Source organism: Pseudomonas sp. (assembly GCF_036387035.1).
Taxonomy (GTDB): Bacteria; Pseudomonadota; Gammaproteobacteria; order Pseudomonadales; family Pseudomonadaceae; genus Aquipseudomonas.
The window spans coordinates 13,837-31,711 of sequence record NZ_DASVUM010000010.1; the positions used below are offsets into that span (position 1 = coordinate 13,837).

Sequence of the window (17,875 nt, forward strand, 5' to 3'; positions counted from 1 at the left end):
CCCTCGCTATGATGGCGGCATGCGCGCCTTCAAACATCCGTTACCTACCGAACTCACACTTGAGCGTTTGCTTTACGCTTTAAGTGACCCCGTGCGGCTTGAAATCGTTCGCTGCCTCTCTTCGGTGGGTGAAGCGACCTGTGGCGAGCTCGACGGCGGGCGGCCCAAGTCCAGCATGTCCCATCACTTCCGGGTGCTGCGCGACGCGGGCCTGGTGCATACGCGCAACATCGGCACCACGCACATGAACTCGCTGCGTACCGATGAGCTGGAGATTCGCTTTCCGGGCTTGCTGCGCAGCGTTCTGGCGCAGGACTGAGCGGGGCGGTTTCAGATGTACGGCGTGCAGCCGAACGACGCTGCAGAGATTTCAACCCAAAGCTCCCGTCCAGAAAAATGGCCCGATCGCAAGATCGGGCCATTTCGTTTTGCGGGGCAAGCCTGACGCTTGGACAGCGCCGATTTTAGCTACTATCGATCCACCGTATTCATTCTCCAGAGACACCCAGATGAACAGCCTTACCGCCGATGACCGAAGCCAGGTCACCCGCGAAGCCACCGTTGAATACTGGAAACACATCACCCCGATTGTGCAGATCGCGTTCGCGATCCATGTGCTGCTGCTCGGTCTGTTCCTGATCGTGGAATTGCCCATGATGTGGATGACCAATGCGCTCAGCGTCATGGCCTACATCGCCTGTCTGCTGGCGATCAAACACCGCTTGTACCGGTGCGCCGGCATGCTCATCTGCATCGAAATCATTGCCCACGCCGCCATTGCCACCTGGGTGCTGGGCTGGGACAGCAACTTTCACTTTTACGTGTTCTGCATCGTGCCGATCATCGCCTTCGGCTTTCATTCATCGCCGGTACGCCGGCGCTGTCTGAGCGCTGCCGTGCTCATTGTCACGGTGGGCGGGTACCTGCTGCGCAACAGAGTGCCGCTGGCCAGCATCAGCGAACAGGCTCAAGACGTGTTCGGCGCGGTCAATGCCCTGACTGCGGCGGCGTTGCTGCTGCACGCCACGGCCCTGTCGGTGCGGTTCAACCTGTCGATGCACATGAACCTTTATCACTCGGCGCACCGCGACAGCCTGACCAATCTCTATACCCGCCGGCGCGTACTGCAGCGCTTGCGTCAGCTGGGCGGGGGCCGCCGGGAGCTCCCTACGGCGATGGTCCTGATCGACATCGACCACTTCAAACAGATCAACGACCAGTACGGTCACGACACGGGTGACGTGGTGCTGCAACAGGTGGCTGAGGTCATTGCCAGCTGCGTGCGCACCACCGACATCGCGGCGCGTTGGGGCGGCGAGGAGTTTCTGGTCTTGATGCCCAACACCCCTTTTGACGACGCCCGGGTGATTGCCGAGCGCATATTGACCCACCTGCGCGAGCAGGCCGGCCTTACACGGCAGGTCAGCGTGACCCTGACGGCGACCCTCGCAGTGGCCATCCTCAAGGACGGTGAAACGTTCCGGGATGCGCTGAACCGGGCCGATCAGCGCTTGTATGAAGGCAAGCAGGAAGGGCGTAATCGGGTGATGCTGGCGCAGTAAGCGTCAGACCGACGCGCTGATCAGCTCCCGTACGCGAGCTGCCAGTGTTTCAATGGCAAAGGGCTTGGTCAGCACATGCATGCCGGGCTCCAGTTGACCCGCACCGATGGCCGCGCTTTCCGCGTAACCGGTGATGAACAGTGTCTTCAGTCCCGGCCGAAAGACACGCGCGGCGTCCGCCATCTGGCGTCCGTTCATGCCGCCCGGCAATCCGACATCGCTGACCAGCATGTCGATCTGCATGTTGGAGCGCAGCAGATTCAGTCCGCTGGCACTGTCCGCCGCCTCGATCACTGTGTAGCCCAGATCCCTGAGCACCTCGGTCACCAGTTCACGCACCGTGGGTTCATCGTCGACAACCAGAATGGTTTCACCCACGCTTTCGTGCGCAGCGGTGGCGGCGGTTTCAGTTGCTTCGTTGAAGCTTGCAGCCCCCTGATGCCGGGGCAGGTACATGCTCAAGGTCGAGCCCTGTCCAACCGTGGAGGCGATGCGCACCTGGCCGCCGGATTGTATCGCGAAGCCGTAAATCATCGACAACCCTAGGCCAGTACCCTGGCCGATCGGCTTGGTCGTGAAGAAGGGGTCGAATGCTTTCGCGATAACGCTCGCCGGCATGCCGGTGCCGGTGTCGGTCACGCTGAGCATCAGGTATTCGCCCTCTGTGACGTCCAGCAGCGCAGCGTCTGCCGCTTCCACGAGCAGATGACTGGTCTCAATGGTGATGCAACCGCCGTCCTGCATGGCGTCCCGGGAATTGATGCAAAGATTGAGCAGCGCGTTCTCAAGCTGGCTTGCATCGACCAGTGCGATGCAGCGATCAGGCGAGCTGACAGTCAGCACCCGAATGCTCGGCCCCACGGTCCGCTGGATCAGCTCGGTCATTCCCTCCACCAGTGCGTTGACTTCGGTGGGCCGGGGATCAAGGGTCTGCCGTCGGGAGAACGCCAGCAGGCGGTGGGTGAGGGCGGCGGCACGCTTGGTCGCGCCCTGCGCCGTCACCAGGTAACGGTCGACCTCCGTCAGGCGACCCTGGGCCATGCGCGAACCGAGCAGCTCCAGTGACCCGGAGATACCTGCCAGCAGATTATTGAAGTCATGGGCAAGCCCTCCGGTGAGTTGACCGACCGCTTCCATCTTCTGCGACTGGCGCAGTTTTTCTTCGGTCTGCATTAACGCAGCGGTGCGCTCGGCCACACGCTGCTCCAGGGTTTCGTTGAGCGCGCGCAACGCAGCGGTGGCCAAGTCCCGTTGGGCTTCGACCGAGCGGCGTTCTTCAACGTCGATCAGCACGCCCGGAAAACTGAGGGGAATGCCTTCCTCGCTCACGTCAACGCGGCCGTTTGCCTCAATCCAGTAGTATTTGCCGTCAGCCCGACGGACCCGGTATTGATGGGCGTAGGCACCGCCGCGACCGATCACTTCGTCGATCGCCTTCATCAGCCCTATACGGTCTTCCGGGTGAACGGTGGCGATCACCTGTTCCAGGCTAAGGCCTTCATGCCCCAGCACCGGGTCGAGCCCAAATGCACGGGCGAAGGCTTCGTCCACCGTAAAGCTGTCGCTGGGCAGGTCCCAGTGCCACGTGCCAAAAATGGCCCCCGCTTCGAGCGCCAGTTGCACGCGCTCGACGTTGGCACGGGCGATCGCCTCGCTCTGGCGCAGGCGCTCTTCGGCATCTCGCCGGTCGGTCACGTCGTTGAAAATGATCGCAATCTGACATTCGGCGGGATCACCCACCGGGACAGCACGCACATCGAACCAGCGCTTAAACGCTTTGGCGTAACTTTCAAAGCTGGCCGGCACCCGCGTCCTGGCAACGCGGCCGTACGTGTCGAACCAGAACTGCTCAAGATCAGGGGCAAACTCGGTCACCCATTTGCCGCGCAGGTTGACGCCGGATTCGCGCTCGAAAGCAGGGTTCGCTTCGACAAACCGATAATCGACCGGGTTGTCGTTTGAATCGAACTTGACCTGGACGATCGCGAACGCGGCTTCCACGGTTTCCAGGATGGTTCTGAAGCGTTCTTCGCTTTGACGAAGCGCTGCTTCAGTGTCGCGAATGGGCGTGAGGTCGAGCATCGCGCCGATCATCCGCAAGGCCACGCCGTCTACGTCACGGATCACGTGCCCACGGTCAAGGACCTGAGCGTAAGTACCGTCCCCCCGGCGAAACCGGTATTCATCGCTCCAGCCGGTCTGCGTGCCGTCTATGACGTGATGGATGGAAGTGAGGATACGGCGCCTGTCCTCGGGGTGGATTTGCGCAATCCACCACTCACCGGTCATGTCGACGCAGGCAAGGGGATGGCCGTAAACACGCTCCAGCGCTTCATTCCACAATACGTGGTTATGTTTCAGGTCCCAGTCCCAGACGGTATCGTTGGTGGCTTTTACCGCCAGCCGGTAGCGGGTTTGGGCGTCATCGAACACCTTCTCGGCAAGCTTTCCCGGGCTGTGATCGCACTGGTCAATTTCAGCGTCGACGGGGAATTCCGGGGATGCGCAAGTGCCGAATATGTCGAGCCGTCTGGCTTCACTCTGCTGCAGCGCTGAGCGCAACTGCATCACTTCGGCCTCAAGTGCTTCCCGGGACAAATGCTTCAAGGTTTCACCTGTGAATGTAGCGAAGATGGGCTGAGGCCGTCAGTACCCTGCGCCGGGCGAGAACCGTGCCCGGCCGTCTGATTCCATTAAGTCGGCGGCCAGCGTTTTACGCTTCATGCTGGCAGAATGCAATTTGGGCTTACATGAGGACTGGGGGACGAACGCAAAGGTTCCGCCCAAGCGGCGCATCAGACCGGCCCGGCAGGCCAAAAGCGCCACCCGACTCATGCCTGAACGCCCTGACCGCGCGTTCAAACGCAGCGCCAGTCGTCGTGCGGATAAATTACCCCAATGAACCGCCGTCCTCGCCCAAATGCCCATTACTCGTGCCTTCTGCATCTTTGCACGGGGGCAATACCGAGTATTCAACGTCAAGGGCGAGGTACCCCTATGCTGCACATTCATTTCGGGGCGGGTCGCCTTGGTCTGGGCCTGGTGGCGCCCATCCTGCGGAGCGAAGGCGCTTCGCTGTTCATTCTCAATCGCGCAGTTTCCGCCGGCAACGTCACCGGTGGCACTTCCGTGGATCCGGCGCGGCGCAATGCGTTGCTGCAGGATCATCCCCGCAAAACATACGTCTTGAAAACACCGGGCGGCGACGGCCAGGTCCGTGAACGGGTGACGTATGACGGATTCTTCACCTACGCGCACAGGGAGGACGTACCGCAGATCGTCAGACACATCCTGGAGCAGAGCCCTCGCGCCAAAGAGGGGGTGGTGGTAACGGCTTCGGTCTTGACCGCGGAGCATTACGAGCCCGTGGTTCAGGCCTTGAACACCCTGAGTGAAGCCAAGGCTGCGGCGGATGATAGGGTGGGCGACCTGTACCTGATCGCTTGCGAAAATACCGTCAGTGCCGCCGAGGTGCTTGAGCATGACCGCTTTTCCGGAATGCTCACCGAGACAACGCGCGCGCATACCCATTGTGTCCACGCGCTGGTGGATCGGGTTTGTGTGGAGCTGGAAGAGGCTGAAGTCGACGGGGTACCAACCTTGGTTGTGATGGCCGAAGAGTACGCCGCGCTTAAACTCAAGGCAGGGCCCGAAAGCGAAGGGCTGGAAAGGTTGCTTCAGGGAACGGGGGCGACCTTCAGTCACCACCTGGAGATCGAGAAAGACATCAAGGGCTGGCTGCTCAATGGTTCCCACTGGTTGATCGCGCTGACCGCCTTTCAGGAAACCAGGGGCAATGCGAACCTCAAGCTCAACGCCTGGTTGGCCGAGCACCCCAACCATCGCCTGTTTGCCGAAGAGGTCATCAGCGAAATGCGCGACGGGGTGGAGGCGTTGTTGCTGGCCGAGCCGCGTTATGCGGCGTTTGTGCATGACGTGAATGTCACGGATTACCTGCACAAGGCAGCGACCGCGATCCTGGCGCGCTTCGAGGCCAACGAGGACACCATCGCGCGCATCCTGGCGCGGTTCCGCGCGCCGACCCCCGACGCCATCAGCACGGTGGAACAGTTCATCGGCCGCTTCCTGAGTCGCATCGAAGGTCCTATCACCGCCTTTGAGCGCAAACATGGGACGCCGCCCGTTTCGACCACCCATAGTTTGTTCAATCTGTTTCGCCTGCAAGCCAACGGCATGTATGTGGATTCGAACCGGAGCGAGGCATCATGAGCCAGATGTCGACAACGCAGCCCAAGCTGCTCCCTGTTGAGGGGCTGATATTTGACTGTGATGGCGTCCTGATCGACAGCGAAACCCTGGTCTGCCGCATTGCCGCCCAGGAGCTCACCGCAATGGGCTACGCCATCACCACCGAACAGGTCATCGCCCGCTTTGCCGGGCGGCCTGACCACGAGATGCGCGCGGAAATCGAGCGTGACTGGGGGCAGCCGCTCCCCGGCGACTATCGCGAGCGAGTCAATGAGCGGACGGTAGACGCCTACGCGACCGAACTGCGCATCATGCCGGGACTTATGCAGGCCCTTGAACAGATTGATGTGCCAGTCGCCGTGGCGTCGAGCAGCTTCCCTGACAAACTGCGGCTGGGCCTGGAGGTCGTGGGCTTGTACGAGCGGTTCATGCCGAACGTAATTAGCGGCACTTTGGTCGCCCATGGCAAGCCACGGCCTGACGTGTTCCTTTTCGCCGCCGGATGGCTGCGCATCAGCCCGATGCGCTGCCTGGTGGTGGAGGACAGTGTGGCGGGGGTGACGGCTGCGGTGGCCGCGGGTATGCACGTGCTGGGCTTCGTCGGCGGCAGTCATTGCGACGAGGGCCATGCCGAGCGCCTGCTGGCGGCCGGCGCCCGTTCGGTGTTCGCCGACATGACCGACCTGCCGCTTCTGTTGCAGAAGCTGCGAGTGGGCGGCTGAAGAGGCAGGCCTCAGTCCCAGGGCAGGGCAAAGTCGGCGCGCCCCGCGTAACGCTCAATGAGCCGGGCATTGGGTTCGTCCACCGTTTCGGCCCACGCCCTGGCCTCGGCGAGGCCACGGCCATAGCGCTGATGACGCTCCACCAGGCGCGTCATCCGCGTAGTGCCGTTCACTGCCACGTACCAGCGGTCATCGAACAGCCCGGCGATCCGTGCCCAAGGGCCTTCGGGCACGAGGAGGTAATTGCCTTCGCTGATGACCAGCCGGACCTCGCGGTCCACCGCAATAGCGTTGGCGATCGGTTCCTCTATCTCCCTGGCAAAATGCGGAACGTAGACGATGTCATCCAGACGCTCCTTGAGCCTCAGCAGGGTCGCCCGGTAGCCGTCCACATCAAAGGTGTCAGGCGCGCCTTTTCGCGCCTGCCGGCCGAGTCGGGCCAGCTCTTGATTGGCCAAGTGATAACCATCCATCGGCACCACGACGGCGGCCGGGCCCACCGCCGCCGCCAGCAGGCGGGCCAGCGTGGACTTGCCGGAGCCGGGCGTGCCCGCGATGCCCAGAAGCACGCGTTCACGGCCCTGCATCAAGATTTCAAGCCGTTCGAGGACGTGGGGGGGAAGCTGCAGGTTAAGCTGTTCCGGGGACATGAGACCTCCGCAGGAAATGAACCGGGCTGGCGACTTATTTATTACGTGGCTGAACGAGGCCAGCCGTGGAAGCAATGCTCACTGCTCACTGCTCCCTTCGAATGATGGAGATCTTGCCGTTGCGCTCCAGGATCGCGTACTTGATTTCATCCAGCGTTTCGATCCCCTGAGCGGAGCGCGCGGCCTCCATAACGTCTGCCTCGACCAAACGTGCTCGACGCAACCGCCAATGCAGCAATTGGCCGTTCTCGACGATGATCGTCGGCTCCCCGTCAATGAGCCGGGACATCCACCTCGACCGTTGTTTGGCCATCGAAAGGCCAACGTCCAGGGCGATCAGGGTCACGATCACCAGCACTGAATTGGTCAATGAAAAGTCATCTCCCAACAGCGCTTGTTGGGTGGCTTCACCAATGATCATCAAAAGCACGAAATCAAAGGTCGTCAGTTCCGCCAGCGAACGCCGGCCGGCGATCTTGATCAGCACCATGAGCGCCACATACATCGCCGCTGCGCGCAATACCGAATCCATAGGGCACCTACGGGAAAATGAATTGATCGAGCGCCAGGCCGCGGCTTGAGGCGGTCGCGATACGGCTGCGGAAAAGCCCCACGCCATTGCTCCGTAGCGAGAGGTAGAGGCTCGCCTGACCCTGGGCGTCGGTCCTGACCCACAGCCGGATACCTTGCGAATCGCCCCTCGCGCGCACGGCCTCGGGAAGCAACGTCTCGACGGTGAAACCCTCCAGCAGCTCGCCTTCCAGTCCCACCTCAACCGTGGAGTCCGGAGCGCCTTTCACCGTGATTTTCATCGGTTCTGTGGAGCCATTACGGTGGAACATTTGGTATTCGACCCTGACCTCGCCAGCCTGACTGCGGACATCTTTGGCGCTGAGTATTCCGCCGGAAAACAGCCCCGCCAGGGCAAGCAAGATCAACAGCACAAGACCGTACCAACCGTAGCGTTCAAACCGCCACACCTTCTGCTGGTAGGCCATGTCCTCGCGAATCGGGTATTCGCGACTGCGCGCCTCAGGCTGCGCTGGATTGTCGTTCATCAGCGTTAACCTCCTTGGGACCGGGATACACAGACCGCTCAGCTCTCATTCATCGCGCGTCATCTTTTTGCGGGACCGGCCCGGCTTGACCGCAAAATACGACCGACTTCATTGCTCGTCTCGTCGTCTTGTCCAGAGATGAGCGGTAGATAAAGCGTGAACGCGAAAGGTTTGCGCCGTTGTTCCAACCCCTCGACAGACGGAGCACTGAACGCTTCGTTCATAAAGGCACGCGGCTCTTCTGTCGCGCCCCTTGAACACTCGCCCGCCCCGGGATGTCCTCCCGTTATCCATGACCAATCGGGGAGGATTCACCATGACGTCTTCAAAAAAGCATCGTGCGCAGAGCGCGACGGGGCAGGGCGGCGACGCGTCGACCGGCGATGTGTCCGAGCTGCTGCGCCAGTATGCCGAGCCGCTGCCAGCTTGGGATTCGCCCGCATTCGGCGAGCTGTTTGACCGTTATGGCGACGCCCGGGTCGTGCTCATCGGCGAGGCGAGCCATGGCACGAGCGATTTTTACCGGACCCGCGCCGCCATCACCCGCCGGTTAATAGAGCAGCATGGCTTTAACATCGTGGCGGTGGAGGCGGACTGGCCGGACGCAGGGCACATCGATCGGGTCGTGCGCGAGTTGACGCCCCACAACCCGCAGGATGAACCGTTCACGCGCTTTCCGACCTGGATGTGGCGCAACACGGACGTGGCCGGGTTCACCGACTGGCTAACCGCTTACAACCGTAAGCTGGAACCTGCCGAGAGGATTGAGTTCCGCGGGCTCGATATCTACAGCCTGCGCAGCTCGATTGGCGAGGTCCTCGGCTACCTGGACCGTACCGACCCTGCGTTGGCCGTCGAGGCGAGGCGGCATTATGGATGCCTCATGCCATGGCAGGACGACCCTGCCGCATACGGGCACTTCGTGGAGCGGCAACGCCAGACGCCGTGCGAAAAGGCCGTGGTCGAACAGCTCAATACGCTGCTCAGTCAGCGAATGCTGACCTTTGCCCTCCATAACGATGCGTTTTTCAACGCCACGCAGAACGCCCGGGTGGTACGTTCGGCTGAACAGTATTACCGCGCCATGTACCGCGGGGGTTCGGCCTCGTGGAACCTGCGCGACCGGCATATGTTCGACACCTTGCAGGCGTTGCTTGAACACCGTGGCGCAGGTGCCAAGGCGGTGGTCTGGGCGCACAACTCGCACATCGGCAACGCGGCCGCCACCGCCATGGGCTGGAATGGCGAGTTTAATATCGGCGAGCTGTGCCGCACCGCCTATGGGCGGGACGCCGTACTGATCGGCATGGCGACCCACACGGGCCAGGTCGCGGCGGCGGATGATTGGGACGGCGAAGTGCGCATCAAGACCGTGCTCCCATCCCGTACCGATAGCTGGGAATACCAGTTCTTGCAGGCCGGTGTGCCCGCGTCGCTGACCGACTGGCGAGCCAGCGACCGCCATACATTGCGTGAGGCATTGTCCGAAACGTTGCTGGAGCGGGCCATCGGCGTGATCTATCGCCCCGAAACCGAGCGCTGGAGCCATTACTTCGAGGCGGTGCTGGCCGAGCAGTTTGACGCGCTGGTCTGGATCGAACAGACCGTGGCGGTGACGCCGTTGGCGACGTCCACACCGCCAGGACCCAGTCATGAGGACGACACCTTCCCTCGGGGCTTGTGAGACGGGTGGGCAAGGCCTGGCTTCCTTACAGCAGGCCGCGCTGAAGCAGCGAAACGGCAGCCGCAGGAACGAATATCGCCACACAGCGTCGATTAGCTACCACAGGCCTGTCGGCTCACGTCGCCCCGACGCTGCTCAGGAGTTTGTATGCAATCGATGGAATCGGCCGTGCTGCTGGCCAGATACCAATTCGCGATCACGATCAGTTTTCATATCGTGCTGGCTGCCTTTTCCATCGGGCTGGCCAATTACTTGATGGTCCTGGAAGGCTTATGGCTGTGGCGTCGCCGTCAGGTCTACATGGACCTGTATCAATTCTGGCTAAAAGTCTTCGCACTGACCGTCGCGGTGGGGACGGCGTCCGGCCTGGTGATGGAATTCGAGTTCGGTACCAACTGGAGCGAGCTGTCCAGGCGCGCCGGCGCCATTCTCGGGCCATTGATGTTCTACGAAGTCATGGTGGCCTTTTTCCTGGAGGCAGGCTTCATTGGCATCATGCTGTTCGGTCGGGAGAAAGTCGGGCCAGGCCTGCATTTTTTCTCGACCTGCGCGGTCGCCGTCGGCTCCCTGTTCAGCGCCTTCTGGATATTGTCCGCCAACTCGTGGATGCATACCCCGGCAGGGTTCAGCATCGACCCCGGTGGACGGTTCGTCCCCACCGACTGGATGCAAATCATCTTCAACCCGTCGTTCCCGTATCGCATGGTCCATATGAGCCTGGCGGCCTTCCTCGGCACGGCCATGCTGGTGGGCGGCGCGGGTGCCTGGCACGTGCTGCGCGACCGTGACAGTGCCCATGGCCGGCTCATGCTGTCGATGGCGCTGTGGATGGCGGCGCTGGTGGGACCGTTGCAGATAGTGGCGGGGGATCTGCACGGCGACAACACGCGCGAGTATCAACCGCAGAAGCTCGCGGCCATGGAGGGTTCCTGGGACCGGCCCGAAGCCGGACAGGGCGAGCCGCTGAGGCTGTTTGCGGTGCCGGACACCGAGCAGCGGCGCAACCATTTCGAGTGGGCGATACCGCACCTGGGGTCATTGTATTTGCGACACGACCTGACCGGTACGATCAAAAGCCTGAATGAATTCCCACCGCAGGATATTCCGCCGGTTCCGGTGGTGTTCTATGCCTTTCGGGTAATGGTCGGCATGGGGATGCTGATCGTGGCGACCGGTATTGCCGGGGTTTTCTTTCGCTGGCGGGGTTCGCTCTACCGGCGCCGATGGCTGCTGCGCTGGACGGTCGTCATGGCGCCGGCCGGTTTCGTCGCGATGCTTTGCGGCTGGGTGGTGACCGAGGTCGGGCGTCAGCCTTTCACGGTCTATGGGTTGATGCGCACCGTGCACAGTCATTCAGGGCAACCGCTGTCTTTCGTGCTGGGCACAACGCTCGCGATTCTGTCGGTTTACCTGCTGGTGTTCGGCCTGGGGCTGTTTTACCTGTTGCGGGCCGTCACGCGTCTGCCCGCCCACGCCGCGCAGGCGGTACGATGATGCGCCGGGCGAGGGGAGCACTCCGTCATGTTTATCGCTGAGGCACTTTTGCCCGATATGGCGGCTGCCGCCATTGCGTTCACCCTGATTACCTATGTCGTGCTCGATGGCACCGACCTGGGCGTCGGCATGCTGTTTGCGACCCGCAAATGCCCCCGGGAGCGGCAAATAATGGCCAACTCCATCCTGCCCATCTGGGATGGCAACGAGACGTGGCTGGTACTTGGCGGTGGCGGGCTGCTGGCGTTGTTTCCGGTCGCGTACAGCCTCATCTTCTCTGCGCTATATATCCCGGTGTTCAGCCTGCTGCTGTCGCTGGTGTTTCGCGCGGTCGCGCTGGAGTTTCGTGCCGATGCGTCGTTGTCCATGAAACGCTGGCTGGACAGGACGCTGATGGCCGGCTCGTTGATGGCGACGCTGTGCCAGGGACTGATCATGGGCTCGGTGTTGCAGGGCATCAAAAATGACGAGGGCAGGTTCACCGGAAACGGCTGGGAATGGTTGAGCCCGTTTCCCCTGGCGTGCGGGCTGGTGATGGTGTGCGGTTATGCGTTGCTTGGCAGTTGTTGGCTGGTGTGGCGCACCGAGGGTCCGCTGCAAAAAGCCGCCAGAGGTCAAGCCCGATGGCTGGGCTGGCTCATGCTGGTGAGCCTGTTCGCCATCGTCATCTGGACGTGCGCGCTGGACCCGGCCTATCGCGTGCGTCTCACCGACGTGCGCTACGCCTTGCCGCTGCTGACCGTTCAAGGCCTTTTGCTCGTTGGCTTTCGCCGGGCGTTTTTCAGCCGACATGAATTTCTGCCGCTGTTTGCCGCGCTTGGCTGGTTCGTGGTGGCGTTCGTCACTGCGATTCTGGCCATGTACCCGCTGATTGTGCCCGCTTCGCTGACAGTCCAGGAGGCTGCGTCGCCCCCGCTGAGCCAGGTTTTCATGCTGTCGGGCTTCGCCGTGCTGGTGCCCGCGACGCTGGCCTACAACACCTATGGCTTCTGGGTGTTCCGGGGCAAGGTCAAAGCCGACCCGCTTTGATGTCAGCCGCTTGCGGCATCGAGACAGCGCGGCAGCACCTCGAATAGCCGAAACTTCCGCCGTTACCCAAAGGTCCAGAAACTACTGCGCACGATTTTCGAAACCTGCCTTGAAGGTGCATGGCGCAATCACTCGATGTGAGGAGACGGTGATGATGACAGTGGGGGTTTTTCTGGTTCAACGCTTGAGCGAGTGGGGCGTAACCCGCATTTACGGCTACCCGGGTGATGGCATCAACGGGGTGTTCGGGGCAATGAACCGTGCGCAGGGAAAGATTGAATTCGTGCAGGCCCGGCATGAAGAAATGGCCGCCTTCATGGCCTCGGCGCACGCCAAGTTCACCGGCGAGCTGGGTGTGTGCATCGCGACTTCAGGCCCGGGCGCATCGCATCTGATCACCGGGCTCTACGACGCACGGCTCGACCACATGCCGGTGCTGGCAATCGTCGGTCAGCAAGCACGCACCGCACTGGGCGGGCACTATCAGCAGGAACTGGACCTGGTCTCGCTGTTCAAGGACGTGGCGGGCGCGTTTGTTCAACAGGCCTCGGCGCCTGCTCAGGTCAGGCATCTGGTTGACCGTGCCATTCGGACCGCAGTGGGCGAGCGACGCGTCACCGCGCTGATCCTGCCCAACGATCTGCAAGAAGCCGAGTACGAGGAGCCCGCCCGGGTTCACGGTTCGGTGTATTCCGGGGTGGGCTACAGCAAACCGAAAGTGGTGCCTTACGAGCACGATCTGCAGCGTGCCGCGGATGTGCTCAATGCGGGCGAAAAGGTTGCGATTCTGGTCGGCGCGGGCGCCCTTGGGGCGACGGATCAGGTCTTCGACATCGCGCAAACGCTCGGCGCCGGTGTCGCGAAAGCATTGCTGGGCAAAGCGGTGTTGCCCGACGATCTGCCTTGGGTGACCGGCAGCATCGGCCTGCTCGGTACGGAACCCAGCTACAAGCTCATGACCGAATGCGACACCTTGCTGATGATTGGCTCCGGCTTCCCTTATTCCGAATTCCTGCCCAAAGAAGGGCAGGCGCGCGGCGTGCAGATCGATTTGCAGCCTGACATGCTGAGCCTGCGTTACCCCATGGAGGTCAACCTGCTGGGCGATGCGGCCGAAACCCTGAAGGCACTGGCGCCGCTGCTGCATCAGAAAAAGCACGGCAAGTGGCGCAAAACGATCGAAGGATGGCGCGCGAGTTGGGACAAGACCCTGGCCAAGCGCGCGCTGATCGAGGCGAACCCGATCAACCCGCAACGGGTGGTGTACGAGCTGTCGCCGCGTCTTCCGGACCATTCGATTATTACCAGTGACTCCGGTTCGTGCGCCAACTGGTTTGCCCGCGATTTGATGATTCGTCCCGGCATGAAGTGCTCGCTCTCCGGCGGGCTGGCGTCCATGGGCGCGGCGGTGCCTTACGCCATAGCGGCGAAATTCGCCTTCCCGGACCGCCCCGTCGTCGCGCTGGTAGGCGACGGGGCGATGCAGATGAACAACATGGCGGAGCTGATCACCGTCGCCAAGTACTGGAAGCAATGGAAAAGCCCACAGTGGATTTGCGCCGTGTTCAACAATGAAGACCTGAACCAGGTCACGTGGGAGCAACGGGTGATGGAAGGCGACCCCAAATTCCCGGCCTCGCAAGACATCCCGGACGTGCTCTACCACCTGTTCGCGACGTCGTTGGGCCTGAAAGGTATTTTTGTCGATCGTGACGATCAGGTCGCCGATGCGTGGGAGCAGGCCTTTGCGGCAGACCGGCCAGTGGTCATCGAATTCAAGACCGACCCTAACGTCCCGCCGCTGCCGCCGCACATCAAGCTGGCGCAAGCGAAAAAGTTCGCCTCAGTGCTGCTGCACGGGGATCCCGACGAGGCCAACGTGATTGTGCAGACCGCGAAGCAGGTTCTGGGCGCTGTGTTGCCGGGTGGCACCAAGACGTAGACGCTCGGCGAACCCCCTAAACATCGTTGAGCGCGGTCCGCACGGAATCGGGCAGCCAGGTCAGCCGCCCGTCACGGGCCAGGTGATAGCGCCTGAGGTCTCTGGCCAGGATCAGCTCGCCGTTGAAGCTTTGTTGCGCCTCAGCGTGGATGTCCGCGATTGAGGGGCTGCGGTCAGGGTTGTCCTGGTACCGCGCGCTGAAGTGGGTCAGCACCAGATTCCTGACGCCGGCCTCTTCAGCGAAGCGCGCAACGGCCGCGGCGGTGCTGTGGCCGTAATTCTCACGGCCTTTGGCCAGCGCTTCGGTGAACGTTGCCTCGTGCACCAGGACGTCAGCATCCCGCGCGACATCCTCGAGCAACTCGGGGGTGTCGTTGTCGCCGCACACGATCACCCGACGCGTCGGCTGGGTGGCTTGCCGGTAATCCTTGGCGATCAGTAAACGCCCCTCGTGCTCTACGTCGTGGCCACGGGCGAGTTCTCCCCACAGCTCGCCACGAGGAATGCCTTGATCCTCCAGGCGCTGCACGTCCAGGCGCACTTCACGGTCGACTTCGTCGAACACATACCCATGGCAGGGCACACGGTGCGAAAGGGCGACTGCGCTGACCCGCAAATGGCCCGCCTCGCAGTGATCGAACGTTTCTGCCGCGTGCAAGCGAATTTCGAAGCCCAGGTGTGACCCGGTGACGCTGAGCCCTTGGAGCACCCAGTCATGCAGCGCCTGCGGCAGGACCACATCGAGCGCTTCGGTGCGCCCCGACATGCTGGCCGTGGTCAACAGGCCGGGCAGGCCGAAGCAGTGATCGCCATGAACATGGGTAATGAAGATCCCGCGCAGCGAATGAAGTGACAGGGAGGTGCGCAGCAGTCGATGCTGCGTCGCCTCGCCACAATCCACCAGGCACCAGTTTTTGCCCGTGGATTCGATCACTGCGGTGCCGCTGACATTGCGGACTCGAGTGGGTACGCCAGCGCTGGTACCGAGAAAGAGTACGTCCACATTTTTCCCCTTTAAAGCGATGCGGAGTTGACGAGCAGGCCGCCTCGATCAGTCGTTTGCCCTGATGCGTTTGCAGCGCACAGCGCGGCGGCCTTGTTCGCCCATTGGCTTATGGTGAATGGACCGCCCGCGATGAAGGGCAATTCCATCGGTGTTGCAGGTATTTCTCAAAACGCATGGCTCGTGGCAGGGCAGGGTCCGCAGGGCTAACGTCGATGGCCCCCGTCGACGTGCTATCAAGCTTTTACGAATCCCGCCGACTTATGCCTTTAGTCGAAGGCAAATAAGAGATCAGAGTATTCAGCCTCAGCTGACTTGAGACCGGCAGCGCCCCTAAAACGTGATGCGGTCGAGTCGCTGCACATTTCTGCGCGAACTTGTCGCCGAGCAGCTTGCTTCACTCTGGGACATCCAACTTTGTGTCCTTCACGCTTTCGCCGTTTCAGTCCCAGGCACTTTATGACCTCCAAGCCAGGCTCTTTCGCAAAACGTATTTACCTCCCCCGGCTCTTGGGGTCTGCGGCCGGGTTCTGGGCCGTATCCGTCGTCCTCAATGACTCCGCCATGCCCGCCTGGGTCTGGATATTGCTGGTGTTTCACGGCTTCATTTGGCCACACGTCGCGTACATGCTTGCCCGCAAGGTGCCTGTGCCTTACCTGGTCGAATGTCGCAACATGATTGTGGAGTCGGCATTCGGAGGGCTGTGGGTCGCGGCCATGCAGTTCAATGCCCTTCCTTGCACCTTGCTGGTGTCCATGTTCTGCATGAACTGCATCGCCGTCGGCGGGCCGCGGCTACTCATCGCAAGCCTGCCGATGATGGCTTCCATCTGCGTTGTGGCCAGCGCTTTTCTCGGCTCCTCGTTTCTCCCTGAAACCCATCACGACCAAGTCTATGCCTGCCTGCCGATGCTCGCCGTCTATCCCATCGCAGTGGCTTGGGCGGCTTATAAGCTAGCCGCAAAGCTTGCAGAGCATAAAAGGCAATTCAAGGAAGCGAGCCGGTTCGACAGCCTGACAGGTCTGCTCAATCAAGGAGCCTGGAAGACCGTCCTGAATGAAGAATTCATGGCGGCTCGTCATCGCGAGCTGCCGAGCACGCTTGCTTTGATCGACATCGATCACTTCAAGGCGATCAACGACACCCATGGCCACCCGGTAGGGGACGAGGTCATTCGCCTCCTCACGGCCACATTGCGCGAGTCGAGTCGGTCGATCGATGTAGCCGGTCGTCTGGGCGGAGATGAATTTGGTCTGGTGCTCAGAAATGCAACAGCCTCGCAGGCCGAGGTAATGCTCTTGCGGCTCAAGCAAAGCATCACTGACGTGTTCACTGCGCAGAGCGATCTGCCAAGGGTTTCGCTGAGTATCGGGGCCGCGCAACTGTCCCGGCCGATGGGTGAGCCCCAGGACTGGCTCGTAGCGGCGGATGCTGCTCTGTACGACGCCAAACGCCAGGGACGCAACCGACTGGTGATCAGCGCACCAGAAGAAGTCGTGGCTCGAGGCTAACGGGCGATCGGGCTGCCATCCGCTGTCTCTGTCACGCCAAACGGAGGCCCCGGCGCGCTGGCTTCGGTTTGATCGCCCTCCTGGGCTTTTTGATAGGCGCCCCCGGACTTGAGGAGACGCATTGGTGCTGGCCCGTAGCGATTCTGCGCCGTCAACGGTATTCAATTTTCGACATTCAGCTCGTGGTATTGGCATCAAAGTAGATCAGGCTCCGCGCGTGTTGGCTGACGGTGATCGCGATCACTTGGCAAATCAGGATGTCGTAAGTATCGACTTCGGTAATTTGGCCCAACCGGCAATCGAACGACACGATCGCTTCGTCCAGCGCGGGAGACCCCGTTTGTCCCTGCAACCCGTTTCCTGCGGCAAAGCGTTCATTCATGGGCGTCTTGCCGCCGAACAGGTCAGAGAGGTTTTGGTGTCCGGGACCGAGTACGTTCACGCACAGCACCTGGTTGCCTTTGAACGTTTCATAGACGGACGCGCTTCGGTTCAGGCAAACCAACAGATTGGGGGCTCGTCGGTGACACTGCTCACCGCCGACGCTGTAAAGCCTGCACGGCCCGCAGGGCCCGGCTGTTCAGGCGTATTGGCCGGTCAGCGACGGCTGTCAGTGGCTCCCTGCCCAGGTCGCAGGACGTCGTGCTTTCCAGGGCAGCGTGCGCTCCAGTTGCGCTGCCAGTTGAAGCAGTAAATCTTCACGGCCGTACCCGGCGCCAAACTGCATGCCGATGGGCAGGCCCGTTGCCGGATCCTGGTCCAGCGGCATGGACATGGCAGGGCATCCGCTGACGTTGAACAGGGCAGTGAAAGGGGAGTGGTCGAACACGCGGTTCATCCAGGCCCGGCCATCAAGTGTCTCCTGGCCTGCGTTGTACTGGCCGAGGCCAGGTGGAAGCGCTGGCAAAGTGGGTGTCAGCAGCACGTCGTAGTCGCTGAACAACTGACCTACGTTCCGAGTGACGATATTGCGCTGGTGCATCGCGCCCAGCAGCTCAGTCGCGCTCAAT

The 17,875-nt window shown here is 61.6% G+C and carries 16 protein-coding genes; 9 read left to right on the top strand and 7 right to left on the bottom strand.

Annotation, left to right across the window (positions count from 1 at the left end; translation table 11 throughout):
* The first annotated feature begins 19 nt into the window (after positions 1–19).
* Together VF672_RS00775 and VF672_RS00780 are read left to right on the top strand one after the other, a co-directional pair.
* Entirely contained in the window at positions 20–319 is a 300-nt protein-coding gene (locus tag VF672_RS00775) for an ArsR/SmtB family transcription factor (protein WP_331100404.1), read from the top strand.
* Between the two features lie 190 nt (positions 320–509).
* A complete protein-coding gene (locus tag VF672_RS00780) occupies positions 510–1,562 on the top strand; it encodes a GGDEF domain-containing protein (RefSeq protein WP_331100372.1) in 1,053 nt (350 codons plus the stop codon).
* A 3-nt stretch (positions 1,563–1,565) separates the two neighbouring features.
* Here the strand turns inward: VF672_RS00780 and VF672_RS00785 are convergent, their stop codons facing one another.
* On the bottom strand, positions 1,566–4,169 hold the full coding sequence (locus tag VF672_RS00785) for a PAS domain-containing protein (protein WP_414705549.1): 2,604 nt from the start codon (positions 4,167–4,169) through the stop codon (positions 1,566–1,568).
* Positions 4,170–4,559: 390 nt separating this feature from the next.
* On the opposite strand from VF672_RS00785, the gene VF672_RS00790 reads away from it, so the two are divergent.
* Both VF672_RS00790 and VF672_RS00795 read left to right on the top strand, forming a co-directional pair.
* Positions 4,560–5,792, top strand: coding sequence for a hypothetical protein (locus VF672_RS00790; protein ID WP_331100374.1), 1,233 nt, complete (start codon positions 4,560–4,562; stop codon positions 5,790–5,792).
* Positions 5,789–6,493: an HAD family phosphatase gene (locus VF672_RS00795; RefSeq protein WP_331100376.1), complete on the top strand. Its 705-nt coding sequence runs from the start codon at positions 5,789–5,791 to the stop codon at positions 6,491–6,493. The genes VF672_RS00790 and VF672_RS00795 overlap by 4 nt, the downstream gene beginning before the upstream one ends.
* An 11-nt stretch (positions 6,494–6,504) precedes the next feature.
* Here VF672_RS00795 and VF672_RS00800 read toward each other — a convergent pair whose 3' ends face one another.
* The 3 genes from VF672_RS00800 to VF672_RS00810 form a co-directional block, all read right to left on the bottom strand.
* Positions 6,505–7,143 (bottom strand): nucleoside/nucleotide kinase family protein, encoded by a 639-nt coding sequence (locus VF672_RS00800; protein WP_331100379.1) that lies wholly within the window; start codon positions 7,141–7,143, stop codon positions 6,505–6,507.
* 85 nt (positions 7,144–7,228) lie between these two features.
* Positions 7,229–7,675 carry a DUF421 domain-containing protein gene (locus tag VF672_RS00805; protein ID WP_331100381.1) on the bottom strand — a complete coding sequence of 149 codons (447 nt, stop codon included), beginning with the start codon at positions 7,673–7,675 and terminating at the stop codon, positions 7,229–7,231.
* A gap of 7 nt (positions 7,676–7,682) precedes the next feature.
* Complete coding sequence (locus VF672_RS00810; RefSeq protein WP_331100383.1) at positions 7,683–8,201, bottom strand: hypothetical protein; 519 nt, start codon at positions 8,199–8,201, stop codon at positions 7,683–7,685.
* Between the two features lie 316 nt (positions 8,202–8,517).
* Here VF672_RS00810 and VF672_RS00815 point away from each other — a divergent pair, with 316 nt between their 5' ends.
* The 4 genes from VF672_RS00815 to VF672_RS00830 all read left to right on the top strand — a co-directional run bounded on the left by VF672_RS00815 (position 8,518) and on the right by VF672_RS00830 (position 14,350).
* A complete protein-coding gene (locus tag VF672_RS00815; protein WP_331100385.1) occupies positions 8,518–9,885 on the top strand; it encodes an erythromycin esterase family protein in 1,368 nt (455 codons plus the stop codon).
* Between the two features lie 147 nt (positions 9,886–10,032).
* Positions 10,033–11,379 carry a cytochrome ubiquinol oxidase subunit I gene (locus tag VF672_RS00820; RefSeq protein WP_331100387.1) on the top strand — a complete coding sequence of 449 codons (1,347 nt, stop codon included), beginning with the start codon at positions 10,033–10,035 and terminating at the stop codon, positions 11,377–11,379.
* A 27-nt stretch (positions 11,380–11,406) separates the two neighbouring features.
* Positions 11,407–12,408 (top strand): cytochrome d ubiquinol oxidase subunit II, encoded by a 1,002-nt coding sequence (gene cydB, locus VF672_RS00825; protein WP_331100389.1) that lies wholly within the window; start codon positions 11,407–11,409, stop codon positions 12,406–12,408.
* A 151-nt stretch (positions 12,409–12,559) separates the two neighbouring features.
* The gene (locus tag VF672_RS00830; protein ID WP_414705550.1) at positions 12,560–14,350 is read left to right on the top strand and encodes a thiamine pyrophosphate-requiring protein; all 1,791 of its coding nucleotides are present in this window, start codon (positions 12,560–12,562) and stop codon (positions 14,348–14,350) included.
* 16 nt (positions 14,351–14,366) lie between these two features.
* Here the strand turns inward: VF672_RS00830 and VF672_RS00835 are convergent, their stop codons facing one another.
* Complete coding sequence (locus tag VF672_RS00835) at positions 14,367–15,353, bottom strand: ribonuclease Z (protein WP_331100394.1); 987 nt, start codon at positions 15,351–15,353, stop codon at positions 14,367–14,369.
* Between the two features lie 459 nt (positions 15,354–15,812).
* On the opposite strand from VF672_RS00835, the gene VF672_RS00840 reads away from it, so the two are divergent.
* Positions 15,813–16,865, top strand: coding sequence for a diguanylate cyclase (locus VF672_RS00840; protein ID WP_331100396.1), 1,053 nt, complete (start codon positions 15,813–15,815; stop codon positions 16,863–16,865).
* A 175-nt stretch (positions 16,866–17,040) separates the two neighbouring features.
* On the opposite strand, the gene VF672_RS00845 is transcribed toward VF672_RS00840, so the two are convergent.
* Together VF672_RS00845 and VF672_RS00850 are read right to left on the bottom strand one after the other, a co-directional pair.
* Entirely contained in the window at positions 17,041–17,370 is a 330-nt protein-coding gene (locus VF672_RS00845; protein WP_331100398.1) for a flavin reductase, read from the bottom strand.
* A 105-nt stretch (positions 17,371–17,475) separates the two neighbouring features.
* Positions 17,476–17,875: amidase family protein (locus tag VF672_RS00850; protein WP_331100400.1), on the bottom strand; the 400-nt coding region annotated here is incomplete at its 5' end.